Here is a 23,643-nt window from a genome sequence, read left to right on the forward strand (position 1 = left end):
TTACTTCCCCTTCGGCTGGGGCAGCGTGATGCCACTGAAGATTTTGATCACCGCACTGTCGTCTTCACGCCCGTAACCCGCGTTGCTGGCTTCGGTAAACATGTTGAGTGCAGTCGAGGCCAGTGGTAGCGGGAAATGCAGGGATTTGGCGGTGTCGGCCACCAGGTTGAGGTCTTTGACGAAGATATCGACCGCGGATTTCGGTGAATAGTCGCCATCCACCACATGACGCATGCGGTTTTCAAACATCCAGGAGTTTCCTGCCGCATTGGTCACAACGTCATACATGGTTTCCAGCGGGATGCCTGCTCGCGCAGCCAGTGCCATCGCTTCTGCGCCAACGGCGATATGCACGCCTGCCAGTAACTGATGAACGATTTTCACTGTCGAGCCAAGACCGATTTCGCTACCCACGCGGTAGACTTTCGCGGCAACCGCGTCCAGTACCGGTTGCAGGCGAGCAAAGGCTTCCTCGCTACCGGACGCCATCACCGTCATGTCGCCGGTTGCTGCTTTCGCTGCGCCGCCGGATACCGGCGCATCCAACATCACCAGTTGATGCTGCGCCAGTTGTTGTTCAATGGACTGCGCGTCCTGGGCTGAGATGGTGGAGGACACCATGACCAGGGTACCGGGTTTGAGTTGTGCCGCCAGACTGTTGTCGCCGAACAGAATCGCTTTAACCTGCGCGGCATTGACCACCAGCAGTAACACCGCATCCAGTTCCTGAGCGAACGCAGCAGCGGAGGTCTGTGCGTCACGCGCGCCGGCCTGACGCAGGGTTTCCAGCGCCTGGGGATTGAGATCAACCCCCCAGGTGTTTAAACCGGCACGAATACAGGACTGCGCCGCGCCCATACCCATCGAACCCAAACCTACTACACAGATATTATTGACGGTTGCTGACACAGCGAACCTCCATTGTTAATTTAAGTGATTATTTGTTCATTGCTGTTAATTCTGCCGCAGACACTGGCGGATAAATGTGCGGAGAATCACAAAAATTAACTTCGACGCATCTCTCATAACAACATTTCACACAGCCACGACGTGGCTTATCCGCAGACTTTTGGCGATTTTTGCTTACATTCCACAGGGATAATATCTACTGCATGTAAAGAGGCGATGCTCTACAATGTGAAAAAATGATAATTTCATGGAGGCGATTGTGATTCCGGTTGAACGTCATCAACAGATTTTAGCGCTGGTTGCCGAGCGTGGCGTGGTCAGTATCGCCGAGCTAACCGAGCGGCTGGGGGTATCCCATATGACCATCCGCCGTGATGTGCAGAAGCTGGAGGAACAAGGCGCGGTGCTCTCGGTATCAGGCGGCGTGCGGTCGGCAGACAGACTGGCGGCAGAACCGTCTCATCTGGCAAAAACCAGCATGTACAGCAACGAGAAGATGGCGATTGGCCAGTTGGCGGCGCGTCATATTCCGCGTAACAGTTGCATATACCTTGATGCCGGCACCACCACGCTGGCCCTCGCGCGGGAACTGCTCGACCGGGAGGATTTACTGGTGGTCACCAATGATTTTGTCATCGCGCGTCTGTTGATGGAAAGCAGCAACTGTAAGCTGATCCATACCGGGGGAACCGTTTGTCGGGAAAACCGTTCCAGCATTGGTGCCGCTGCGGCGCGCAGTTTGCGCCAACTGGCGATTGATATCGCGTTCATATCCGCCTCGTGCTGGGGACCGCGCGGATTATTTACCCCTGATGAAGAGAAAGTGCCGGTAAAACAGGCAGCGAGCGATGTCAGTAGCAAGCGGATATTGTTAAGCGACAGTTCCAAGTACAACAAGATTGCCACGCATCTGGCATTGCCGCTGGAACGGATTGATACGCTGATTACGGATAACGAATTGAGTAAAGCGGCGCGCGAGACGTTAAGTTTGGGGAGTTGGGAATTACAGATTGCCGGTTAACGGATGAACGCGATGTCGATGACAAAGGCGCGGTGACCCGCGCCTTTACGGAAGGTGCGCATTAGCGCGCACCTTGCCGACTTACACTTCTTCGCTGTACTGCGGCACCGGGTTACGGAAGGTGCGCGTAACCACTGCGAGGTAAATAATCCCCACTGCAGCCCAGACCAGACCCAATACCATTGAAGTCTCTTCCAGGTTAATCCACAGCGCGCCAACAGTCATCGCACCCAACACCGGCAGCACCAGATAGTGAATGTGATCTTTCAGCGTTTTGTTGCGCTTCTCACGCACCCAGAACTGGGCAATCACCGACAGGTTCACAAAGGTAAACGCCACCAGCGCACCGAAGTTGATCAGCGCGGTTGCAGTAACCAGGTCAAAGTTGATCGCCAGCAGCGCAATGGCACCGACCAGCAGCACGTTCAATGACGGGGTACGCCATTTCGGATGGATATAACCGAAGAAACGCTCCGGGAATACACCATCACGGCCCATCACATACATCAGACGGGAAACACCGGCGTGCGCCGCCATGCCAGATGCCAGCACCGTGACCACCGAGAAGATCAGGATACCAACCTGCAAGGCTTTACCCGCCACAAACAGCATGATTTCCGGCTGTGATGAGTCCGGATTCTGGAAGCGTGAGATATCCGGGAAGTAGAGTTGCAGGAAGTAAGACACCGCAATAAAGATCACGCCACCAATCAACGCGGTGAGGAAAATCGCGCGCGGAATGGTACGTTCAGCGTCTTTGGTCTCTTCCGACAGCGAACTGATGCCGTCAAAGCCGAGGAACGAGAAACACAAAATGGTCGCACCGGTGATCATCGGTACCACATGGGCATCCTGTGACCAGAACGGTTTGCTGCTGGTCAACGTACCTGCGCCAACACCGTGGACAACACCGTAAATCACCATGCCGGTAATCACGATCATCACCAACACCTGCAACACCACAATCACGCTGTTGAAGTTGGCTACGGTTTTGATGCCGCGCAGGTTGGAGAGCGTCATAAAGCCCACCAGCAGCACGACAAAAATCCACGACGGGATCCCCGGCACCAGCGTTTCAAAATAGCTTTTCGCCAGCAGGATGTTGATCATCGGCATGAACAGATAGTCCAGCAGAGATGACCAGCCCACCATAAAGCCGACGTGTGGGCTAATGGCCTTCTGTGCATAGGTATAAGCGGAGCCCGCAGATGGGAAGCGGCGTACCAGCTTACCGTAGCTAATAGCAGTGAACAGAATGGCGATCAGCGCGAACGCATACGCAGTGGCGACGTGGCCGTCGGTCAGACCCGATACGATGCCGAAAGTATCAAACAGGGTCATTGGCTGCATATAGGCCAGGCCCATCATGACCACCGGGATCAGAGTCAGGGATTTTTTCAGATGTGCACGCTGTGGTGCGCTAGAGGTATTAAGCGACATCGTTCAGCCCCCCTACAGCAACAACCTGACTGGGTTGTACCACAGGGAAACTGCGCAAATTGCGACAGGAGGTGGGTTGATAAGCAAGAGTGCTCATCACAGCGCCGTAGTCATCACGAAAGCGAGAACCAGCCAGCGCTGGTGCAGTTGAAAACATCCCCATCTTTTTTCCTCAAAATCTCACGCACAACGCGTGTTTGTAGTGTCTATCTATCCGGATGCGTGTCCGGCCTCGGTTGAAGTAGAGTGAAATCACTATGCAAAAAATAACCGACGCGATAAGCGTCGGTTATGTTGGTATTTTGCAGGGCGCATATTTTGCCTTAATTACTGGCATCAATACAAGATGTTGCGCTAAATCTCCCTGCTTCAGGCGTTCTTCAGCATCCAGTCAATCTCGGTGGCGGTGATAAGTCGCTCAAACTGCATCAGTTCATACTGTTTGCAGCTGTGCCACACCGCGCTGAAACGCTCGCCCAGCAGCTTCTGTAGCGGATAGCTGTTCTCAAATTCGTACAGCGCATCGCTCTGACGAATCGGTAGCGCCAGTCCTTCCGCTTCATGGCCGTTGCCTTTCACCGGATGCGGCAACGGCAATTGATTGTCCAGTCCGTGTACAATACCGGCAAGAATGGTTGACACCACCAGGTAAGGATTCGCATCGGCCCCCGCCACACGGTATTCCACGCGATGATTATCGACATCGCCACAGGGAATGCGCAGCGCCACGGTACGGTTGTTGTGCCCCCATGAGGCCTGAAGGGGAACAAAAGCATCCGGCAGAAAACGACGATAGGCGTTCACGTTGGGAGCCAGCAGTGCCATTGATGCCGGCATTAAATCGATCATGCCTGCCAGCGCACGTTTCAGCAGCGGCGAATCGCTACCGTCATCAAGGGAAAAGGCGTTGTGGTCGGCGGCATCCAGCATACTGATATGCACATGCATGCCGCTACCGGCGTACTCTTCATAGGGTTTCGCCATGAAAGTCGCCGTCATGCCGTGATTTTCTGCGACCTGACGAACCAGACGCTTGAGTTGAATTGCGTGATCGCAGGCTTTCAATACATCGCGCGTATGGTGCAGATTGATCTCGAACTGTCCCGGTGAGGCCTCCGCCAGGGCACCATCGGCCGGTATCCCCTGCTGCTTCGCCAGGGAATCAATATCCCGTAACACATCGGCAAAGTGATCAAGGTTATCCACCGAATAGACCTGGCTTTGCATGTTGCGCTCATCGCTACCGGGTGCACACGGCGGTTGGATATAGCCTTCCGCATCGCGTTTTTTATCGACCAGATAGAACTCCAGCTCTACCGCTACCACCGGAAATAATCCCCGATTGCGCAGTTGTTGCCACAATTGATTGAGGACATTACGGGGTTCAACGTCAAAGGGAGTGCCATCTTGGTTGCACATGGTCAGCATCAGTTGCGCGACACGTTGCGGGTCGGCGGCGGAAGGCATTAAAGAACCGGGAACAGGAAAGCAGATATTGTCAGGTTCGCCGAGTGCCTGTCCCAGTCCAGCTTCTTCGACGGTATTACCCAAAATATCCATAGCGAAAACCGAAGCCGGGAAGTAACACCCTTTTTCCAGTTTTGCCAGCGCTGAGACGGGAATGCGCTTACCGCGAAATACCCCATTCAGATCGTTCAGAAGAATATCGACATATTGCGTTTCAGGATGGCGTTCCAGCCAGGTTTTCACCTCCAGCTGGAACGCGCTGGTTCGCTTCTCTTCACTATGTCGCGTGAAGTCTTCTACTTCTACGAGGTTCGTCATGATCCCACCCGCCCTTTACCGTTTGTCAGGTTTGCGCAATGCTCAAAATAACAGCCACAAATCTAAGATAGCTCCTGGAGAAAAAGTGTGCAAATGTAACAAATCTGTTTGAAGATTAGCCAGACGGTTGCTAGATTGACATTATATTGCACACTTTTACGTCAGGTGCGCTTTATCGGCGAAAATATTGAACAGCGACGCGGAGACGTAATGGGCATTATTTTTGACAAACCCTTGATTGGCGTAGTGATGTGTCAGAACAACATCGGTAGCCATCCTGGGCAGACCGTCCATAACAAGTATCTTGATGCCATCGTGCTCGCCGGTGGCCTGCCCCTCCCTTTGCCGCATCAACTGATGCAAGCCCCTCATCTATTAGAAAACAGTATGACGTTGCTGGATGGCATTTTGCTGACAGGCAGCCCGAGCAACATCGAACCCTGGCATTATGGCGAGGAAGGTGTGGAGCCTCATGCCGATCCGGCCCGCGACCGTCTCGCATTCGGCCTGATTACCCATGCGGTGGGAAAAAAGATGCCGATATTGGGTATTTGTCGGGGATTGCAGGAGATGGTGGTGGCAAATGGAGGGTCGTTGCATCGCTATCTTCACCTCACTCATCAATTCCAGGAGCATCGTGAGGATGACACGCTGCCGCTGGAACAACAGTATGCCCCTGTGCATGAGGTAAAACCGGAAGCCGATGGTCTGCTCAGCCACATACTTGGTAGCGATGCCGCTTTTAGAGTGAATTCGCTCCATCAACAGGGGGTCCGTGAACCCGGCCCCCAACTGCGCATCGAGGCGCGCGCGGCCGATGGCCTGCCAGAAGCGGTCAGTTTACGTCAGCACCCGTTTGCTCTGGCGGTACAGTGGCATCCGGAGTGGCATTCAACCGACGATCCGGTTTCGCGCCAGTTGTTCGAGGCATTTATTCACGCCGCTGTTCGTTATCACAAGGAAAAACGACCATGAACGACGCCACTCTGGCGCCCGGACGACGTTTATCGCAAATCCGGCAGGAGTTGGGATTGTCTCAGCGTCGCGTCGCTGAGTTGTCAGGTTTGACCCATAGCGCCATCAGCACCATCGAGCAGGATAAAGTCAGCCCGGCGGTGAGTACCCTACAAAAACTGCTGAAGGTGTACGGGCTATCGCTATCAGAATTTTTTTCCGAGCCGAAGCAGGACTACACACCACGCGTGATTGTTCGCCCCGATGATCGGGTGGAGATTGGCAGCCTGGGGGTGTCGTTACAGCTGATTGATAATGGGGCATCGCAGCGAGCGCTGGCGATGCTGTTGGAGCATTACGCGCCAGGTTCCAGTACCGGTGAAAAACTCCGCCATCCCGGCGAAGAGACTGGCACCGTACTGGAGGGCGAAATTACGCTGGTAGTGAATGGTCAGAGCTATCACCTGTACGCCGGAGAAAGCTACGTCATCGATACCGGTTTACCGCATAGCTTTACCAATATGTCCGATCAGCCGTGCCGAATTGTGAGCGCCCATTCGCCGGCAAATTTCTGAGGCCACGCGCAGAAGGAGGTTGTGATGCAACATGTGGAGAGTTATTACGCCGCAACAGCGAATGCGCATGAACCCTGGCCAGAATTGCAGGAGAGCATTCGATGTGACGTCTGCATTATCGGTGGCGGCTTTACCGGCCTGTCATCGGCGCTGTATCTCACTGAAGCGGGTTACGATGTGGTGCTGTTGGAGGCGGCGAAAATCGGCTTTGGTGCCAGTGGACGTAATGGCGGCCAGGTGGTCAATTCTTACAGCCGCGACGTTGATGTGATTGAACAACGTTATGGCAAAGACACCGCTAAGATGCTTGGCAGCATGATGTTCGAAGGTGCGGACATTATTCGCGACCGTATCGATCGCTATGCCATCGCCTGTGACTATCGCCCCGGTGGAATTTTTGCCGCGTTAAATAATCGCCAGATGGGCCATCTGCGCAACCAGAAAGCCAGTTGGGCGCGCTATGGCAACCATGAGCTGGAATTGCTGGATGAGCGTGGTATCCGCCGTGAAGTGGCAACCGACCGTTACGTTGGGGGATTGCTGGACAAACGCGGCGGGCATCTGCACCCATTGAATCTGGCGCTGGGCGAAGCCGAGGCCATCCGGCGGCATGGCGGGCGTATCTATGAACAATCTGCCGCGTTGAAAGTGGAGTATGGCACACCGCATCGGGTAAAAACGGCACGCGGCGATGTTAGCGCCACCTTTGTCATTTTCGCTGGCAACGCCTATCTCCCGACGCAACTGGAACCACGTCTGGGCCGTAAAAGCATGCCTTGCGGCTCACAAATCGTTACCACCGAACCGCTGAGTCGCGATTTGGCGCTCAGTCTGCTGCCGAATAATCATTGCGTAGAAGACTGTAATTATCTGCTCGACTATTTCCGCCTCACCGCAGACAACCGCCTGTTATACGGCGGCGGTGTGGTGTATGGCGCACGCGAGCCGGAGGATATTGATGCATTGATTCGCCCCAAGCTGCTGCGCACCTTCCCGCAGTTGCGCGATGTGAAGCTCAGCTATCGCTGGAGCGGAAATTTCCTGCTGACGCTGTCACGGATGCCGCAGTTTGGCCAACTGGAGAAGAATGTTTACTTTATGCAGGGTGACAGTGGGCATGGCGTGACCTGTACCCACTTATCCGGCAAGCTGATCGCGGAAGTCCTGCGCGGCCAGGCGGAACGGTTTGATGCCTTTGCCCGATTGCCACATCTGCCCTTCCCTGGCGGAAGGCGCTTTAAAGTGCCGCTCACGGCAATGGGTGCGGTGTGGTATGCGCTGCGGGATCGATTGGGGGTGTAAAAAGACGCAGGACTGCTTGTTTTTGATCAATGCCAGACTGCCTTACGATTAAATAACGTCAACCTTACCAAAACTTGCCATATCCCTGATCTGGTGACAAGATCGGGTTCGTTTTTGATAATGGGTGACAAAATGTTCAAACGCTTCACCAGATATGCCTCGATTGGCGTCGTGAACACCATGATTCATTGGGTGATTTTTGGCGCAATGTACAATCTTGGTTTTAAGCAGTCGGTATCTAACTTCATTGCATTTTGCGCTGCTGTCACCTTTTCATTTTTTGCCAATGCGCGTTGGACCTTCAACGCCCAGGCGACAACTTCACGTTATCTCTTCTACACCGTTTTTATGGGGGCGATGGCGCTTGCCGTAGGATGGGCAGCCGACCATGCCCATATCAATCCCTTCTTCACCTTGATTCTGTTCTCAGTTGTCAGCCTTGTTTGTGGGTTCGCTTATTCAAAATTATTTGTCTTCAGGGAGAGTAAATGAAGATCTCATTGATAGTACCTGTTCTTAACGAAGAGGAGGCACTGCCGGTCTTTTATAATGCTGTTCGCGATTACAATGGATTTGGCGATGACGACGTTGAAATTGTCTTTATAAACGATGGCAGCAGTGATGGCACCGAGCAGATCCTGCAAGATATTGAACTCAGGGATCCGCTGGTTAAACATGTCTGCTTTACCCGCAACTTTGGTAAAGAACCCGCTCTGTTTGCCGGACTTGAAGCCGCCACGGGAGATGTAGTCATCCCGATTGATGTTGATTTGCAGGACCCTATCAACATCATCCCACAACTTATCGAGAAATGGCGTAACGGTGCGGATGTGGTACTTGCTAAACGTATCGACAGATCATCGGACAGTCATCTGAAGCGCAAAAGTGCTGAATGGTTCTACCATTTGCACAATAAAATAAGCAAACCGCAGATTGAAGAAAATGTCGGTGATTTCCGCCTGATGTCGCGTGAGATTGTCGAGAACATCAAACTAATGCCGGAAAGAAACCTGTTTATGAAAGGGGTTCTTAGCTGGGTGGGCGGTAACACCGAAGTCATTGAATATACCCGAGCTGAACGAGTTGCTGGCTCAACCAAGTTCAACGGTTGGAAACTCTGGAACCTGGCACTGGAAGGTATCACCTCCTTTTCCACCTTTCCTCTACGTATGTGGACCTATATTGGCCTGTTTGTTGCCGGGTTATCCTTTATTTATGGCACCTATATGGTGATGAACACCCTTATTTTCGGTAACCCGGTACGTGGTTATCCTTCTATATTGGTTTCAATCCTTTTCCTCGGTGGCATTCAGCTTATCGGGATTGGTGTGCTTGGAGAGTATATTGGAAGAATTTATATTGAGACTAAAAAAAGACCACGCTATATAGTAAAAAAACAATGTAGATAACGACCTGGTTTAGGGTAGTCCACATGCAGTTCATTCATAAGCGCCATCATGCATGGGGTATATAGGGACACCCCTCTACACGCCACACTACAATTAAAAAATTCATGGAACAGAGAGAATGCAGCTATCAAAAATTAGTTTAAACGATCCAAAGGTACATATACTCATCCTTGCTTTTTTTTCTGCCTTCACCTCATATCTTGTTGTATATGGCTTTGAGCTTACACATTTTACTTTATCGATTGATGAGGAGCCATTTGATAATTTCTTCCAGACATTGTCAGCGGGCAGGTGGGGGCATGCGCTACTGCGTCATTACATTTTGCCTGAGCCTTACCTCCCTTTCTTCACGCTGCTTTTGAGTCTTATCTTTCTTTCGTGCTCAGCTGCATTGGCTTCAATTTATCTCAAATTAAACAAAATACATGCTGTAGCGTTTACTGTCATGCTGGCAGCTCTGCCACAAATGGCTTATCAATTTGAGTTTAGCAATCAGTCCGATACTATCAGCTTGTCGATACTTCTCTCTACGGCCTCTCTTTTTATGTTGGAGAAGGTGAGTGCATGGCGTCTGTTAATTTTTGTCATTCTGACCATTGTATCTTTATCTGTTTATCAATCAGTCTTTCTTTATTCCGCATCATTGCTTTGTATTTCATTAACATTGAAGTCAATTAATGAGAAATTAACTTACACTGATGCTGCTAAAAAAATAGTGCTATTTGGTGTAATGGCTGGCATTGCACTTATTATAAACTCCATCCTGTCTAAGATGGTTGCCGGTCATTACGGAGTTCAAATCTCGGGTTATCTCTCAGCCATGATTGGCTGGGGAAAGCATGGGACGTATGACGTAATAAAATCCGTGGCTCATTTTATCAGAGACTATATTCGATTCCGTGCAGCTTACGGTATGAATAGCTTTGCTTTTTGCTTAATCTGGATTGTAACGATCTGCGTTGCAGTTGTCAGAAAAAAGAGTAATGTCTCCTTAACCATAATTCTGAGCGTAGCAACATTCCTCTCCATGTTCCTTCTGAATATAGCCATTGGTTCAGGTATGCCTCCACGGGCCATGACGCAGGCGTCTGTTGTTTTTGCTGGCCTTTTTATCTGTGCGATATCTATTACTCAGCTTAAAACATCCTCAGTTTTGATTGCTCTGGTGTTCCTTGGTGTTGGCGCATCATCTTCCACACGATTATTTTACAGTGATTATATGGCACGAGAGGCAGACAGAAACCTTTCGGAGCAAATCATTAACACTATATACAATAAATATCCTCAATTTGATGCCACTAAAACTCCCATTTTCTTTTACGGGAGTTACAGCCCCTTAAATTCATGGAGAGTTCCAGGCGCAGACGTTTTTGGCGCATCCTTTTATGAGTGGGATGGCGGCAACAATCAGAGGATGTATAAATATCTTTATACCAGCAACATGCTGAATGTAAAAATACCTGATGCTGACCAGGTGGAAAGATCCAGAGTTAATGGAAAATCGATGCCATCATGGCCAGATAGAAACGCAGTCAGAATGATGGATGGTGTTGTCATTGTGAAACTTTCTGACCAGTTAAGCGATTACAACAGATAAATGCAATAGCCCACCCGTCAGGTGGGCTATTGTTATACTGCTAAAATGCAGCCTTAAAAATTACGTTATTCCAACGGCATCTTTATCGGGTCATCATAACTGTACTCAAACCCCAGTTCATTACATATTTTTCCACCATCAATAACCTTGCCTGCATCACGCAAGCTTTCCGCGATAAATTGAGGGGGTGTTAAACCTAATTGTTTGGTCACGCCAGGATAGAAAGTGTCACGCGTCGGATGTTTCGGCGCACACAGGTTATATATATGCCCACCTTTCGGCGTCTGCAACAACAGCACAATTGCATCCACCACATCATCCAGATGCACCAGATTCACCACATGTGCGCCATCGCGTAAATCCGTTTTCCCGGCAAGGAAACGTCCGGGATGACGATTGGGTCCCACCAGCCCGGCGAGACGAACAATATCCACTGAGGTTCCCGGCAAATCGTGCAACCAGTTCTCCAGCGCCACCAGCGTTTTACCCGCCACGGTTTCAGGTTGCAACGGACTGTGCTCCTTCATCACTCCCGGACCAGGACCATACACTGAAGTGGAACTGGTGAAGATAATCCGCGGGACCTTAAAGGCTAATGCGGTATCCACCACATTTTGTACCGCCTGCATATAATCTTCACCGCCCTGCACCGTACGACTGGCGGGTAAGGTCACCACCAGCGCATCCACCGAGATCAGCGCTTCCAGATCTTCTGCCTCACACTCCAGCTCAGGTGTCAGCACCAGTTGAAACGCCTCAATGCCACAACGACGAGCCGCATCTACCCCATCTGGCGAGGTTTTGCTGCCCGTCACCTGCCAGCCGCGTGTCGCCAGCGCCATCGCCAGCGGCATGCCCAGCCATCCCAGCCCCACAATCGCGACCTTTTTCATATCGACTCCCGGCTTCGCTGCTCAAAGACACTTCATCTTAGTGCTGTCGTGGGTGTCAAACCAGCGCTAACTGTTGCGGGAGATTCCAGAAATTGACGTTAAAAAAGGCTTGCCACACGGCGCTATCTTCGCTAGGTTAATCAGCACGCAAATGAATACCCATTCAGCAACGGAATTTTTTATGACACGCGTTCAGTTCAACCACCATCATCACCATCATCCTGACTAGTCTTTCAGGCGATGTGTGCTGGAAGACGTTTAGGATCTTCCAGTGGTGTGAGCGCAAAGAGAGCCCCCGGAAGATCATCTTCCGGGGGTTTTTTTATGGGCTGACGCAACCCAACTGAGTTCAGACAGGAATGAATAAGAGGACAGGAACCATGTTAGATAACACCCGTTTACGCATAGCTATGCAGAAATCTGGCCGTTTAAGTGATGAATCACGCGAACTGCTGGCACGCTGTGGCATTAAAATTAACCTTCAGCAGCAGCGTCTGATTGCGTTTGCGGAAAACATGCCAATCGACATCCTGCGCGTGCGCGATGACGATATTCCCGGACTGGTGATGGATGGCGTGGTGGATCTTGGCATCGTGGGCGAAAACGTGCTGGAAGAGGAGCTGTTAACGCGCCGCGCCCAGGGTGAGGATCCGCGTTACTTTACTCTGCGTCGTCTCGATTTTGGCGGTTGCCGCCTGTCGCTGGCAATGCCGGTTGACGCGGAGTACACCGGTCCGCAATGCCTTGATAAATCCCGCATTGCCACCTCTTACCCTCACCTGCTGAAAAAGTATCTCGATAAACAAGGCGTTGCTTTTAAATCCTGTCTGCTGAATGGTTCAGTTGAAGTGGCACCCCGTGCCGGTCTGGCCGACGCGATTTGCGACCTGGTGTCCACCGGCGCCACGCTGGAGGCCAATGGCCTGCGCGAAGTTGAAGTCATTTATCGCTCCAAAGCGGTATTGATCCAACGTGACGGTGAGCTGTCCGGGGCCAAACAAGAGCTGGTCGACAAACTGATGACGCGTATTCAGGGTGTCATCAAAGCGCGTGAGTCCAAATACATCATGCTGCACGCGCCGAGCGAGCGTCTGGAAGAAGTGATTGCCCTGCTGCCGGGTGCGGAGCGTCCTACCGTCCTGCCGCTGGCCGGTGAAGTCAGCCGTGTGGCGATGCACATGGTGAGCAGCGAAACGCTGTTCTGGGAAACCATGGAAAAACTGAAAGCCCTTGGTGCCAGCTCAATTCTGGTGCTGCCAATTGAAAAAATGCTGGAGTGACCGAATGAGCGCCCTGATGACCCCGATTGACTGGCAGCAATGCAGCACCGAGCAGCAACAGGCGTTACTGATGCGTCCGGCGATTTCCGCCTCCGACAGCATCAGCCAGGTGGTGCGTGATGTTCTGGCACAGGTAAAAGAGAATGGTGACAATGCGCTGCGTGAATTCAGCGCGCGTTTTGATAAAGCACAGGTGGATAACCTGCGTGTGACGGCCGAGCAGATGCAAGCCGCCAGTGACCGCCTGAGCGACAGATTGAAGCAGGCAATGGCTGTGGCCGTGGGCAATATCGAAACTTTCCACAACGCACAGATTCTGGCGACAGTGGATGTGGAGACACAACCCGGCGTGCGCTGCCAACAGATTACGCGCCCGGTGCAATCGGTTGGCCTGTACATTCCAGGCGGTTCTGCGCCGCTGTTTTCCACCGTATTGATGCTGGCAACCCCGGCACGCATCGCCGGTTGTGGCCGTGTGGTGCTGTGCTCACCACCGCCGATTGCCGACGAGATCCTCTATGCCGCTCAGCTGTGTGGCGTGCAGGAAGTGTTTCAGGTTGGTGGTGCGCAGGCGATTGCCGCCCTCGCTTTCGGCACCGACACCGTGCCAAAAGTGGACAAGATCTTTGGTCCGGGCAACGCGTATGTCACCGAGGCCAAGCGTCAGGTGAGCCAGCGTCTGGATGGTGCAGCGATAGATATGCCTGCCGGTCCGTCTGAAGTGTTGGTGATTGCCGATGCTGGCGCAACACCGGCCTTTGTGGCTTCTGATTTGTTGTCCCAGGCCGAACATGGCCCGGATTCGCAGGTGATTCTGCTGACGCCATCACTGGAACTGGCAAACGGCGTCGCCGCCGCAGTTGACGAGCAACTGGCGCAGTTGCCGCGTGCCGCCACCGCGCGTCAGGCGTTAGCCAGCAGCCGCCTGATTGTGGCGCAAGATCTGGCGCAGTGCGTCGCCATCTCGAACCAATACGGCCCTGAGCACCTGATTATTCAGACGCGTACTCCGCGTGACCTGGTCGATAGCATCACCAGCGCCGGTTCGGTGTTCCTGGGTGACTGGTCGCCTGAATCAGCCGGTGATTATGCCTCCGGCACTAACCATGTACTGCCGACCTATGGCTACACCGCCACCTGCTCGAGCCTCGGTCTGGCGGATTTTCAGAAGCGTATGACCGTGCAGGAACTGACGCCACAGGGTTTCCTTAACCTCGCGGCCACCATCGAAACCCTGGCCGCCGCTGAGCAGCTGGAAGCCCACAAAAACGCCGTTACCCTGCGTGTTGCGGCCCTGAAGGAGCAAGCATGAGCCTGAATGTTGAAGATTTGGCCCGCGCCAATGTGCGCGCGCTGACGCCGTATCAATCAGCCCGTCGCCTGGGGGGGAACGGTGATGTGTGGCTGAACGCCAACGAATTCCCGCTGCCGGTGCCGTTTGAGTTGTCGCAGCAGACGCTGAACCGTTACCCGGAATGCCAGCCGAAGTTAGTGATCGAGCGTTATGCCGGTTATGCCGGCGTCAGCCCGGAGCAGGTACTGGTGAGCCGTGGCGCGGATGAAGGCATTGAACTGGTGATGCGTGCTTTCTGTGAACCGGGCAAAGACGCGATTCTGTTCTGCCCGCCGACGTATGGCATGTACAGCGTCAGCGCTGAAACCATCGGTATCGAATACCGCACCGTGGCAGCGCTGGACGACTGGCAATTGAATCTGCCGGCCATTGCTGACCAGCTCGACGGGGTGAAAGTGGTGTATATGTGCAGTCCGAACAACCCGACCGGCAACCTGATCAACCCGGACGATATCCGCGCCCTGCTGGATATGACCGCCGGAAAAGCGCTGGTGGTGGCGGATGAAGCCTATATCGAATTTTGCCCGCAAGCGACGCTGGCTGGCTGGTTGAAAGATTATCCGCATCTGGTGATTCTGCGTACCCTGTCGAAAGCCTTTGCGCTGGCTGGCCTGCGCTGCGGCTTTACGCTGGCGAACAAGCCAGTGATCGACCTGCTGCTGAAAGTGATTGCACCTTACCCGCTCGCCACCCCGGTAGCGGATGTGGCGGCTCAGGCGCTGAGCGATCAGGGGCTGGCGCTGATGCGCGAACACGCGCTGCAACTGAATGCCAACCGTAGCTGGCTGCTGGAACAGCTGCCGCAGATCGCTTGTGTGGAAGCGGTATTCCCAAGCGAGACAAACTATATTCTGGCGCGTTTCACCGATTCTCCGAAAGTGTTTAAAACCCTGTGGGATGAAGGCATTATCCTGCGTGACCAGAATAAAAACCCCGGCCTGGCGGGATGCCTGCGCATCTCAATCGGCACCCGTGAAGAGTGCGAGCGCTTAATCGCCGCGCTGCAAGCCTTACCTGTGGAGCAAGCATGAGTCAGAAGACCCTTTTTATCGACCGCGACGGCACCATCATCTCTGAACCCCCGGTGGATTTTCAGGTGGATCGCATGGACAAGCTGGCCTTCGAGCCAAACGTGATCCCTGCCCTGCTGGCGCTGCAAAGCGCCGGTTACCAGCTGGTGATGATCACCAATCAGGATGGTTTGGGTACCGACAGCTTCCCGCAGGCCGATTTTGATGGGCCGCACAACCTGATGATGCAGATCCTGACGTCGCAGGGTATCCGTTTCAGTGACATCCTGATCTGCCCGCATAAGCCGGAAGACAACTGCGATTGCCGTAAGCCAAAAACCAAAATGGTTGAAGCCTGGCTGGCAGAAGGCGCGCTGGATGTGGCGAACAGCTATGTGATCGGCGATCGTCACACCGATATCCAGCTGGCGCAAAATATGGGTATTCAGGGCCTGCGTTACGGTGCAGAAGGTGAAGACTGGAACGCGATCCAGCAACGTCTGACCAAGCGCGATCGCTATGCGCTGGTTAACCGCAACACCAAAGAGACGCAGATTAAAGTTGAAGTGTGGCTCGACCGTGAAGGCGGCAGCAAGATCAACACCGGCGTCGGCTTCTTTGACCACATGCTGGACCAGATTGCGGTACACGGTGGCTTACGCATGAATATTGATGTGAAAGGCGACCTGTATATCGACGACCACCACACGGTAGAAGATACCGGCCTGGCGCTGGGCGAAGCCCTGCTGAAAGCGCTGGGGGATAAACGTGGTATTGGCCGTTTCGGCTTCGTGTTGCCGATGGACGAATGTCTGGCGCGTTGTGCGTTGGATATCTCCGGTCGCCCGCACCTAGAATACAAAGCGGAGTTCAGCTATCAGCGCGTGGGCGACCTCAGCACTGAGATGGTCGAGCATTTCTTCAGCTCCCTCTCCTACGCCATGATGAGCACCCTGCACCTGAAAACCAAAGGCCGCAACGATCACCATCGCGTGGAAAGCCTGTTTAAAGCCTTTGGCCGCACTCTGCGCCAGGCGATCCGCGTGGACGGTAACACCCTGCCGAGCTCGAAAGGAGTGCTGTGATGAACGTGGTGATTCTCGACACCGGCTGCGCCAACCTGTCGTCGGTAAAGTGGGCGGTTGAGCGCCTCGGATATACCCCGGAAGTGAGCCGTGATCCTGATGTGGTGCTGCGCGCAGATAAACTGTTTCTGCCGGGTGTCGGCACGGCTCAGGCGGCCATGAACCAGTTACAGGAACGCGATCTGATCGAGCTGGTAAAAGCCTGTACGCAGCCAGTACTGGGGATTTGCCTCGGTATGCAGCTGCTGGGACGCGGCAGTGATGAGAATGGCGGCGTCACCACGCTCGGCATCCTTGATGAGCCGGTAACGCTGATGGATACCAAAGGTTTACCTCTGCCGCATATGGGCTGGAATCAGATCACCTCGCAGGCCGGAAACCACCTGTTTCGCGGTATCGACGACGGTAGCTATTTCTACTTCGTGCACAGCTACGCCATGCCGGTCAACGCCAATACCATTGCTCAGTGCGAGTACGGCTTGCCGTTCACTGCCGGCTTGCAAAAAGATAACTTCTTCGGCGTGCAGTTCCACCCGGAGCGTTCCGGTAAAGCGGGTGCGCAGCTGCTGAAAAATTTCCTGGAGATGTAATGATTATTCCCGCTTTAGATTTAATCGACGGCAAAGTGGTGCGTCTGCATCAGGGCGATTATGGCCAGCAGCGTGACTACGGTAGCGATCCGCTGCCACGCTTGCAGGACTACGAACGCCAGGGGGCACAGGTGCTGCATCTGGTGGATTTGACCGGTGCCAAAGATCCGGCCAAACGTCAGATCCCGTTACTGCAAACTCTGCTGCTCGGCGTCAGCGTTCCGGTGCAAGTCGGTGGCGGTATCCGCAATCGTGAAGATGTCGCGGCGTTGCTGGCGGCAGGTGCCAGTCGCGTGGTGGTGGGTTCCACTGCCGTGAAACAACCGGAAGAGGTGAAAAGCTGGTTCCGGGAGTTTGGCGCAGATGCCATCGTGCTGGCGCTGGATGTGCGTATCGACGCCGACAATCGCAAAGATGTGGCGATCAGCGGCTGGCAGGAAGCAGCAGGCGTAACGCTGGAAGAGGTCATTGGCTGGTATCAGCCGGTTGGTCTGAAGCATGTGCTGTGCACCGATATCTCGCGTGATGGCACGCTGAGCGGTTCCAATGTCGCCCTGTATCAGGAAGTGTCTGATGCGTTCCCGGATATCGCGTTTCAGTCATCCGGCGGCATTGGTTCGCTGGACGATATCGCCGCCCTGCGCGGCAGCGGTGCGCAGGGCGTGATTGTCGGTCGCGCACTGCTGGAAGATAAATTTACGGTTTCGGAGGCCATTGCATGCTGGCAAAACGGATAATTCCCTGTCTCGATGTTCGCGACGGACAGGTGGTGAAAGGGGTTCAGTTCCGCAATCACGAAATCATTGGCGATATCGTTCCGCTGGCGCAGCGTTATGCACAGGAAGGGGCCGATGAACTGGTGTTCTACGATATCACCGCCTCGTCTGATGGCCGTGTGGTGGATAAGAGCTGGGTATCGCGGGTAGCGGAAGTGATTGATATTCCATTCTGTGTGGCAGGTGGCATCAAGAGCGAAGCGGATGCCGCGCGCATTCTGGAGTTCGGTGCCGATAAGATTTCTATCAACTCGCCCGCGCTGGCTGACCCGTCACTGATTACCCGCCTGGCCGATCGCTTTGGCGTGCAATGTATTGTGGTGGGTATCGATACCTGGTTTGACGAAGCAACTGGTAAATATCACGTTAACCAGTATACCGGTGATGAGTCCCGCACCCGCGTTACCCAATGGGAGACGCTGGATTGGGTGCAGGAAGTGCAGAAGCTGGGTGCCGGCGAGATCGTGCTCAACATGATGAACCAGGACGGCGTGCGCAATGGTTACGACCTGGTACAACTGAAGAAAGTACGTGATGTGTGCAAGGTGCCGTTGATTGCTTCCGGTGGTGCGGGCACCATGGCACACTTTCTCGAAGCGTTTGAGCAAGCCAATGTTGATGGCGCGCTGGCAGCTTCGGTGTTTCACAAACAGATTATTAATATCGGTGAGCTGAAAAGCTTCCTGATTGACAACGGTGTGGAGATTCGCGCGTGTTAACTGCAGAACAACTGACCCGTCTGGATTGGGTCAAAACCGCGGGCATGATGCCCGTTATCGTCCAGCACAGCGTCTCTGGCGAAGTGCTGATGCACGGGTATATGAACGAGGAAGCGTTGCAGAAAACCCTCGCGGAGGGCAACGTCACCTTCTTCTCGCGCACCAAAAATCGTCTGTGGACCAAAGGCGAAACCTCGGGTCATTTCCTGCAAGTGGTCAGCATTACACCAGATTGCGACAACGATACGCTGCTGGTGCTGGCAAACCCGATAGGCCCTACCTGTCATCTCGGTACTTCCAGCTGTTTCTCTCCGGCAGCACCGGACTGGACTTTCCTGTATCAACTGGAGCAACTGCTGGCAGAGCGCAAACATGCTGACCCGGCCAGCTCCTATACCGCGAAGCTGTACGCCAGCGGTACCAAGCGCATTGCACAGAAGGTAGGTGAAGAAGGCGTAGAAACCGCGCTGGCTGCAACGGTCAATGATCGTCACGAGCTGACCAATGAAGCGTCCGATTTAATCTACCATCTGTTGGTGTTGTTGCAGGATCAGGAGCTTGATCTGAGCACCATTATCAACAATCTGCGTGCGCGTCATAAGTAAGCGATTGTGCACGATACTGCTCAAAATCGACGAGTCTGGATAATTTTGAGCAGTATACTTCTCATAAATAACAAAGTTGGCTAAAATTGAGCAATATACTGCTCAACCAAGGCGCAGCATGTTAACCCTTCAATTGCATGTCGATGGACGCTGGCAAGATGCCGCACTACTGGACGTGAAAGAGTCACGTAAAGGACGTCAAAGCGCAGCGTTGCTCGCATACGAGTTCGACTATGCCAGTCAATATCTTGATCGTGATGACCATGCCAGTTGCAGTATCAACTATTCCGTGATGCTTATTGGCAGCCATTTTTCCCAACCCTGGTTTAGCTTTCTCGACGATATCATGCCTGCTGGTGCCAGCCGACGCTATTGGGTTGCACTGCTTGGCTTACAAACCAAATCGCCTGCTGAGCAGGATTATGCTTTATTGCAAGCGGGTACTATCGCGCCTGTCGGCAATCTGCGGGTTAAAGAGTCCTTACCACGCCTGCCTGCGGAAAGTCAGCTGAAGACCAGGCGCTTTCCTGCGGAATGGGCCGTTGAACGTGATACCGATTTTCTGGAATACGCCCAACAAATGGGTGCAGCCAGCGGCGGGGCTACGGGAGCCGGTGGCGAGGCACCAAAACTGCTATTGAGACGTAATAATAACTGTGAGGTGTGGATTGATACCTGGCAGGATGATATGCAGAACCAGGATGCACATTATCTGGTGAAATATCCACGCGGCGCGCGCAGTGCGATAGATTGCGACATTTTGCGTGCTGAGTACCATTTCTATCATGAATTACATGCTCTCGGCATCGATACGATAAGTACCGATAATATGTTGTTATGTGAAGGTGAACGCTATCCATCATTGTGGCTGCCTCGTTTTGATGTAGATTTTGTCGGCGAGAGCAAAGTGCTATATGGTTTGGAATCCGTCTATTCCATTATGAAAAAGCCACCAGGTAGTTACCTTAACCACTTCGATGTCATCAATGCACTGGTTGAAAAGCTAAGTCTGACGGATACCGGGCGTAAGCAGCTGGTTATTGAATGGGTGAAACGCGATATGCTTAATATCGCCTTCGGCAATTCTGATAATCATGGCCGTAATAGTGCCGTACTGAAAAAACCAGAGGGTATGTGGCTGGCGCCAATTTACGACTTTGCCCCAATGAAAGCCGATCCGGAAGGTATCATTCGCACTACGCAATGGGGGGCTCCCTATGAAGAAGGTGGGCTGTTCCAGTGGCATTTGATAGCAACACGACTGGACGAATTTGTCCCCCAATCTGAACTGCTCAATGCGTTGAAAAAATTGGCAGAGAGTCTACTCGGCTTAAAATCTCGTCTGGCAGCACGCGGTGTTCCCTCTTCTATTCTGGAAATGCCTGGGATGGGTTTTAACTTTCTCGATCAACGTATCGCGGGATGGAAACTATGACAAAGAAGCTCTCGCCATTTGAACGTGAAGCGATGCTTCTTGAGCTGTTGCAACAATTTATGAAAGAACAGTTAACTCAGGGAGAATTGCTGATGCAACTACGCAAAAAAGTTCTGGGCTTCTCGCAGGAGCGCTACGCCACACTGGCAGGTATCAGCAGACGCACACTTTCTGACATTGAACTCGATAAAGAGAGCATCACACTCACCACGTTGAACCGTGCATTAAAGCCATTAGGGTTGAAGACAGGCGTTTTACCACGCCAGCCACATATGATGCAGACACTGTTAACGCAACTCGCGCAATCCGGAGACCACCATGACCACCCATGAAAAACTGCTTACCCTGCTTGATCAACATCAGGCGCGTTATCGTCTGATGTCGCATGAAGCAACAGGTAAGTGTGAAGCGGTGGCCGCTATTCGTGGCACCGAAGTTGGTCAGGGGGCAAAAGCGCTGGTGTGTCATGTCAAGGGCAACGGTATCAAGCAACATGTGCTGGCGGTGCTACCTGCCGATCAGCAGGCAGATTTAAGCAAAGTCGCGGAAGCCGTGGGGGGGCGTCGCGCTTCACTCGCCAGCCCGGCAGAAGTTGATGTGCTCACCGGTTGTGTGTTTGGCGCTATTCCGCCCTTCAGTTTTCATGCCGACTTAATGCTGGTGGTAGACCCCTTACTGTTTGAACGCTACGACGAAATTGCCTTTAATGCCGGGGTGTTGGAGAAGTCAGTGGTGTTGAATACCGAGGATTACAAAGCGATACACAATGGTAACGTGATGAAAATAATCCAGTAATTGCTATAACTTTCTCTGGACGGTACTCTGCGTGATTCCACATCACGATAAAAGAAGACCGCTTTATGGCAAGTTCACGTTTTACCGCCCGTCTGCGTCAGACGCTGACAATGGCTGTGCTGGCAAGCTGCGCGTTCGGCGCACAGGCAAAAATTGACCAGGTTCGTTTCGCCGTTGATCCCACCTACCCTCCTTTTGAATCCAAAACGCCGCAGGGTAAATTGGTCGGTTTTGACATCGATCTTGGCAATGCGCTTTGCGAACAGATGAAAACCAAATGCGTGTGGGTAGAAAGTCAGTTTGACGGCATGATCCCGGCCCTGAAAGCACGCAAATTTGATGCAATTCTTTCTGATATGGGCGTGACTGAAGAACGTCTGAAACAGATCGATTTCACCGTGCCGCTTTACGACACCAAAACTCAGCTGATCGCACGTAAAGGTTCCGGCCTGTTACCCACTGCTGAATCGCTGAAAGGCAAAACTGTCGGTGTTGAGCAAGGCACGGTACAGGAACGCTATGCGCGTGCGAAATGGCAACCTTATGGTGTTAACGTTGTCCCTTATGGCGACCAGGCTCAGGTAGAGAGCGATCTGGTTTCTGGCCGTCTTGATGCGGTGTTTACCGATGCTGCGCAAGCCGCTATCGGCTTCCTGAAGCAGCCACAAGGCAAAGATTTTGAACTGGCAGGACCGACGGTCCAAGACCCGATTATCGGTCCGGGAACGGCGATTGGTCTGCGCAAAGGTGATACCGAGCTGAAAACTGCACTGGATGATGCCTTTGCTGAAATCAAAAAGAACGGCACCTTCGACAAGATCCAGAAAAAATACTTCGCGACAGATATCTCCATTCAGCAGTAAATCTGGGGCGGCATTAGCCGCCCTTCTTTTCAGTCGCACTATAATAATTGCCATTCGAAACACCAATGTCTGCGTGTAGCTCGCGCGCGGCAGCAAACAGGACATCATTAACGCCATGCAACAACAACATCACCCTCTTTTAAGCGCTTCGCTGGGTACGCAGCGTGAAATCTATAGTTTTCACTTCAGCGGCGGCGACACACACAAACGTGTCTATATTCAGGCTGCTTTACATGGTGATGAATTGCCAGGCATGGCGGTGGCCTGGTATCTGAAACAAAAATTGCTGGAGCTGGAGTCCACCGGGCAGCTAAAAGCTTCATTTACGTTGGTGCCGGTAGCCAATCCGCTGGCTTTGGGGCAGCACTGGCATGGTACTCATCTGGGGCGGTTTCATACCCTCTCCGGGCAGGACTTTAACCGTCGCTTTCCGGCATTGGGTGAGACATTAGTTGCGGAGCTGGCCGGTTCACTGACACAAAGTGAGTACGAAAACAAGCGGCTGATTCGGGATGCTATTGACCGCCACTACCGTGACACCATCGCCAAAACCGAGCTGGACGCACAACGTTTCACACTGATGCGGATGGCCAGTCAGGCCGATTTAATGATTGACCTGCATTGCGACTGGGATGCGGTCCCTCATCTTTACACCACCCCTCATGCGTGGCCGGATATAGAGCCACTGGCTCGCTGGTTGGGCAGTGAAGTTCAGTTGCTGGCGCAAGTGTCCGGTGGAGAACCCTTTGATGAAGCCTGTTGCGAACCGTGGCTGACACTGGCGAAACGTTATGGTGACGAGTATCCAATGCCGCGTGGATTACTGCCCGTGACGCTCGAACTACGAGGTGTGGCTGATGTTTCACCTGAGCAGGCAGAGAAAGATGCAGATGCGATTATTAATGCGTTGATTGAAGGTGGCTATATTGCGGGTGAGGTAGGTGAGTCCCCTGCCCTGATTAATCCTGCGACAGAGCTGGCGGGCTGTGAGTATATCTTTGCACCCCATTCGGGCTTGATACTTAATCGTCGTAAGATTGGGGAGAGGATTGCAGCCGGTGAGGTTGTAGCGGAGATAATTGATCCCATTACCGATCAGGTGACACCACTGCTGGCTGAATATGGCGGCATCTTGTACGCACGCAATCTGATGAAATTTGCGACCGCAGGGATGTTGATGGTGCGGCTGGCCGGGGAAAATGCCGGACGTGAGGGCGATTTATTGGTGGGGTAAAAAAAGGCTTCC

The 23,643-nt window shown here is 52.9% G+C and carries 26 protein-coding genes and 1 other annotated feature; of the genes, 21 read left to right on the forward strand and 5 right to left on the reverse strand.

Annotated elements, in window-relative coordinates; genetic code table 11:
- Positions 1–909 carry an L-threonate dehydrogenase gene (ltnD, locus tag L579_RS19775; RefSeq protein ID WP_021185934.1) on the reverse strand — a complete coding sequence of 303 codons (909 nt, stop codon included), beginning with the start codon at positions 907–909 and terminating at the stop codon, positions 1–3.
- A gap of 259 nt (positions 910–1,168) precedes the next feature.
- Between ltnD and ygbI the strand changes: the two genes are divergently transcribed.
- Positions 1,169–1,930, forward strand: coding sequence for a DNA-binding transcriptional repressor YgbI (gene ygbI, locus L579_RS19780; protein WP_036627653.1), 762 nt, complete (start codon positions 1,169–1,171; stop codon positions 1,928–1,930).
- An 81-nt stretch (positions 1,931–2,011) separates the two neighbouring features.
- On the opposite strand, the gene L579_RS19785 is transcribed toward ygbI, so the two are convergent.
- The 3 genes from L579_RS19785 to L579_RS19790 form a co-directional block, all read right to left on the reverse strand.
- A complete protein-coding gene (locus L579_RS19785) occupies positions 2,012–3,370 on the reverse strand; it encodes an APC family permease (RefSeq protein WP_021185936.1) in 1,359 nt (452 codons plus the stop codon).
- Positions 3,360–3,533, reverse strand: a complete 174-nt coding sequence (locus L579_RS24075) for a hypothetical protein (RefSeq protein ID WP_021185937.1) — start codon at positions 3,531–3,533, stop codon at positions 3,360–3,362. Before L579_RS24075 ends, L579_RS19785 begins: the two co-directional genes overlap by 11 nt.
- 206 nt (positions 3,534–3,739) lie before the next feature.
- Positions 3,740–5,158, reverse strand: coding sequence for a glutamine synthetase family protein (locus L579_RS19790; protein ID WP_200864685.1), 1,419 nt, complete (start codon positions 5,156–5,158; stop codon positions 3,740–3,742).
- A gap of 207 nt (positions 5,159–5,365) precedes the next feature.
- On the opposite strand from L579_RS19790, the gene puuD reads away from it, so the two are divergent.
- The 6 genes from puuD to L579_RS19820 all read left to right on the forward strand — a co-directional run bounded on the left by puuD (position 5,366) and on the right by L579_RS19820 (position 10,992).
- On the forward strand, positions 5,366–6,130 hold the full coding sequence (gene puuD / locus L579_RS19795; protein WP_021185939.1) for a gamma-glutamyl-gamma-aminobutyrate hydrolase: 765 nt from the start codon (positions 5,366–5,368) through the stop codon (positions 6,128–6,130).
- A complete protein-coding gene (gene puuR / locus L579_RS19800) occupies positions 6,127–6,684 on the forward strand; it encodes an HTH-type transcriptional regulator PuuR (RefSeq protein ID WP_021185940.1) in 558 nt (185 codons plus the stop codon). Before puuD ends, puuR begins: the two co-directional genes overlap by 4 nt.
- A 24-nt stretch (positions 6,685–6,708) precedes the next feature.
- Entirely contained in the window at positions 6,709–7,986 is a 1,278-nt protein-coding gene (locus L579_RS19805) for an NAD(P)/FAD-dependent oxidoreductase (protein WP_021185941.1), read from the forward strand.
- A gap of 132 nt (positions 7,987–8,118) precedes the next feature.
- Positions 8,119–8,478 (forward strand): GtrA family protein, encoded by a 360-nt coding sequence (locus L579_RS19810; protein WP_036627657.1) that lies wholly within the window; start codon positions 8,119–8,121, stop codon positions 8,476–8,478.
- A complete protein-coding gene (locus L579_RS19815) occupies positions 8,475–9,395 on the forward strand; it encodes a glycosyltransferase family 2 protein (protein WP_021185943.1) in 921 nt (306 codons plus the stop codon). Before L579_RS19810 ends, L579_RS19815 begins: the two co-directional genes overlap by 4 nt.
- A 118-nt stretch (positions 9,396–9,513) precedes the next feature.
- Positions 9,514–10,992, forward strand: a complete 1,479-nt coding sequence (locus L579_RS19820) for a glucosyltransferase domain-containing protein (protein ID WP_021185944.1) — start codon at positions 9,514–9,516, stop codon at positions 10,990–10,992.
- Positions 10,993–11,057: 65 nt separating this feature from the next.
- Here L579_RS19820 and L579_RS19825 read toward each other — a convergent pair whose 3' ends face one another.
- Entirely contained in the window at positions 11,058–11,885 is an 828-nt protein-coding gene (locus L579_RS19825) for an SDR family oxidoreductase (protein ID WP_021185945.1), read from the reverse strand.
- A gap of 181 nt (positions 11,886–12,066) precedes the next feature.
- Between L579_RS19825 and hisL the strand changes: the two genes are divergently transcribed.
- The 14 genes from hisL to L579_RS19890 all read left to right on the forward strand — a co-directional run bounded on the left by hisL (position 12,067) and on the right by L579_RS19890 (position 23,631).
- Complete coding sequence (gene hisL / locus L579_RS23865; RefSeq protein ID WP_100396937.1) at positions 12,067–12,114, forward strand: his operon leader peptide; 48 nt, start codon at positions 12,067–12,069, stop codon at positions 12,112–12,114.
- Positions 12,090–12,211 (forward strand) — a sequence feature (His leader region). (Overlaps the previous gene by 25 nt.)
- A gap of 54 nt (positions 12,212–12,265) precedes the next feature.
- On the forward strand, positions 12,266–13,165 hold the full coding sequence (gene hisG, locus L579_RS19830) for an ATP phosphoribosyltransferase (RefSeq protein ID WP_013509717.1): 900 nt from the start codon (positions 12,266–12,268) through the stop codon (positions 13,163–13,165).
- Positions 13,166–13,169: 4 nt separating this feature from the next.
- Entirely contained in the window at positions 13,170–14,477 is a 1,308-nt protein-coding gene (gene hisD / locus L579_RS19835) for a histidinol dehydrogenase (RefSeq protein WP_021185946.1), read from the forward strand.
- Positions 14,474–15,550, forward strand: coding sequence for a histidinol-phosphate transaminase (gene hisC / locus L579_RS19840; protein WP_021185947.1), 1,077 nt, complete (start codon positions 14,474–14,476; stop codon positions 15,548–15,550). The genes hisD and hisC overlap by 4 nt, the downstream gene beginning before the upstream one ends.
- On the forward strand, positions 15,547–16,614 hold the full coding sequence (gene hisB, locus L579_RS19845; protein WP_021185948.1) for a bifunctional histidinol-phosphatase/imidazoleglycerol-phosphate dehydratase HisB: 1,068 nt from the start codon (positions 15,547–15,549) through the stop codon (positions 16,612–16,614). The genes hisC and hisB overlap by 4 nt, the downstream gene beginning before the upstream one ends.
- Entirely contained in the window at positions 16,614–17,204 is a 591-nt protein-coding gene (gene hisH / locus L579_RS19850) for an imidazole glycerol phosphate synthase subunit HisH (RefSeq protein ID WP_021185949.1), read from the forward strand. The genes hisB and hisH overlap by 1 nt, the downstream gene beginning before the upstream one ends.
- On the forward strand, positions 17,204–17,941 hold the full coding sequence (hisA, locus tag L579_RS19855; RefSeq protein WP_021185950.1) for a 1-(5-phosphoribosyl)-5-[(5-phosphoribosylamino)methylideneamino]imidazole-4-carboxamide isomerase: 738 nt from the start codon (positions 17,204–17,206) through the stop codon (positions 17,939–17,941). Before hisH ends, hisA begins: the two co-directional genes overlap by 1 nt.
- Entirely contained in the window at positions 17,923–18,699 is a 777-nt protein-coding gene (gene hisF / locus L579_RS19860) for an imidazole glycerol phosphate synthase subunit HisF (RefSeq protein ID WP_021185951.1), read from the forward strand. Before hisA ends, hisF begins: the two co-directional genes overlap by 19 nt.
- Positions 18,693–19,304, forward strand: a complete 612-nt coding sequence (hisIE, locus tag L579_RS19865; protein ID WP_021185952.1) for a bifunctional phosphoribosyl-AMP cyclohydrolase/phosphoribosyl-ATP diphosphatase HisIE — start codon at positions 18,693–18,695, stop codon at positions 19,302–19,304. Before hisF ends, hisIE begins: the two co-directional genes overlap by 7 nt.
- Before the next feature lie 118 nt (positions 19,305–19,422).
- On the forward strand, positions 19,423–20,739 hold the full coding sequence (locus tag L579_RS19870) for a type II toxin-antitoxin system HipA family toxin (protein ID WP_021185953.1): 1,317 nt from the start codon (positions 19,423–19,425) through the stop codon (positions 20,737–20,739).
- Positions 20,736–21,071, forward strand: a complete 336-nt coding sequence (locus L579_RS19875; RefSeq protein WP_021185954.1) for a helix-turn-helix domain-containing protein — start codon at positions 20,736–20,738, stop codon at positions 21,069–21,071. The genes L579_RS19870 and L579_RS19875 overlap by 4 nt, the downstream gene beginning before the upstream one ends.
- Positions 21,058–21,534: a YbaK/prolyl-tRNA synthetase associated domain-containing protein gene (locus L579_RS19880; protein WP_021185955.1), complete on the forward strand. Its 477-nt coding sequence runs from the start codon at positions 21,058–21,060 to the stop codon at positions 21,532–21,534. The genes L579_RS19875 and L579_RS19880 overlap by 14 nt, the downstream gene beginning before the upstream one ends.
- 65 nt (positions 21,535–21,599) lie before the next feature.
- A complete protein-coding gene (locus tag L579_RS19885; RefSeq protein ID WP_021185956.1) occupies positions 21,600–22,397 on the forward strand; it encodes an ABC transporter substrate-binding protein in 798 nt (265 codons plus the stop codon).
- A gap of 115 nt (positions 22,398–22,512) precedes the next feature.
- Positions 22,513–23,631 (forward strand): succinylglutamate desuccinylase/aspartoacylase family protein, encoded by a 1,119-nt coding sequence (locus L579_RS19890; protein ID WP_021185958.1) that lies wholly within the window; start codon positions 22,513–22,515, stop codon positions 23,629–23,631.
- Positions 23,632–23,643 lie beyond the last annotated feature (12 nt).

Origin of the sequence: Pantoea sp. AS-PWVM4 (genome assembly GCF_000468095.1) — a bacterium.
Taxonomy (GTDB): domain Bacteria; phylum Pseudomonadota; class Gammaproteobacteria; order Enterobacterales; family Enterobacteriaceae; genus Pantoea; species Pantoea phytobeneficialis.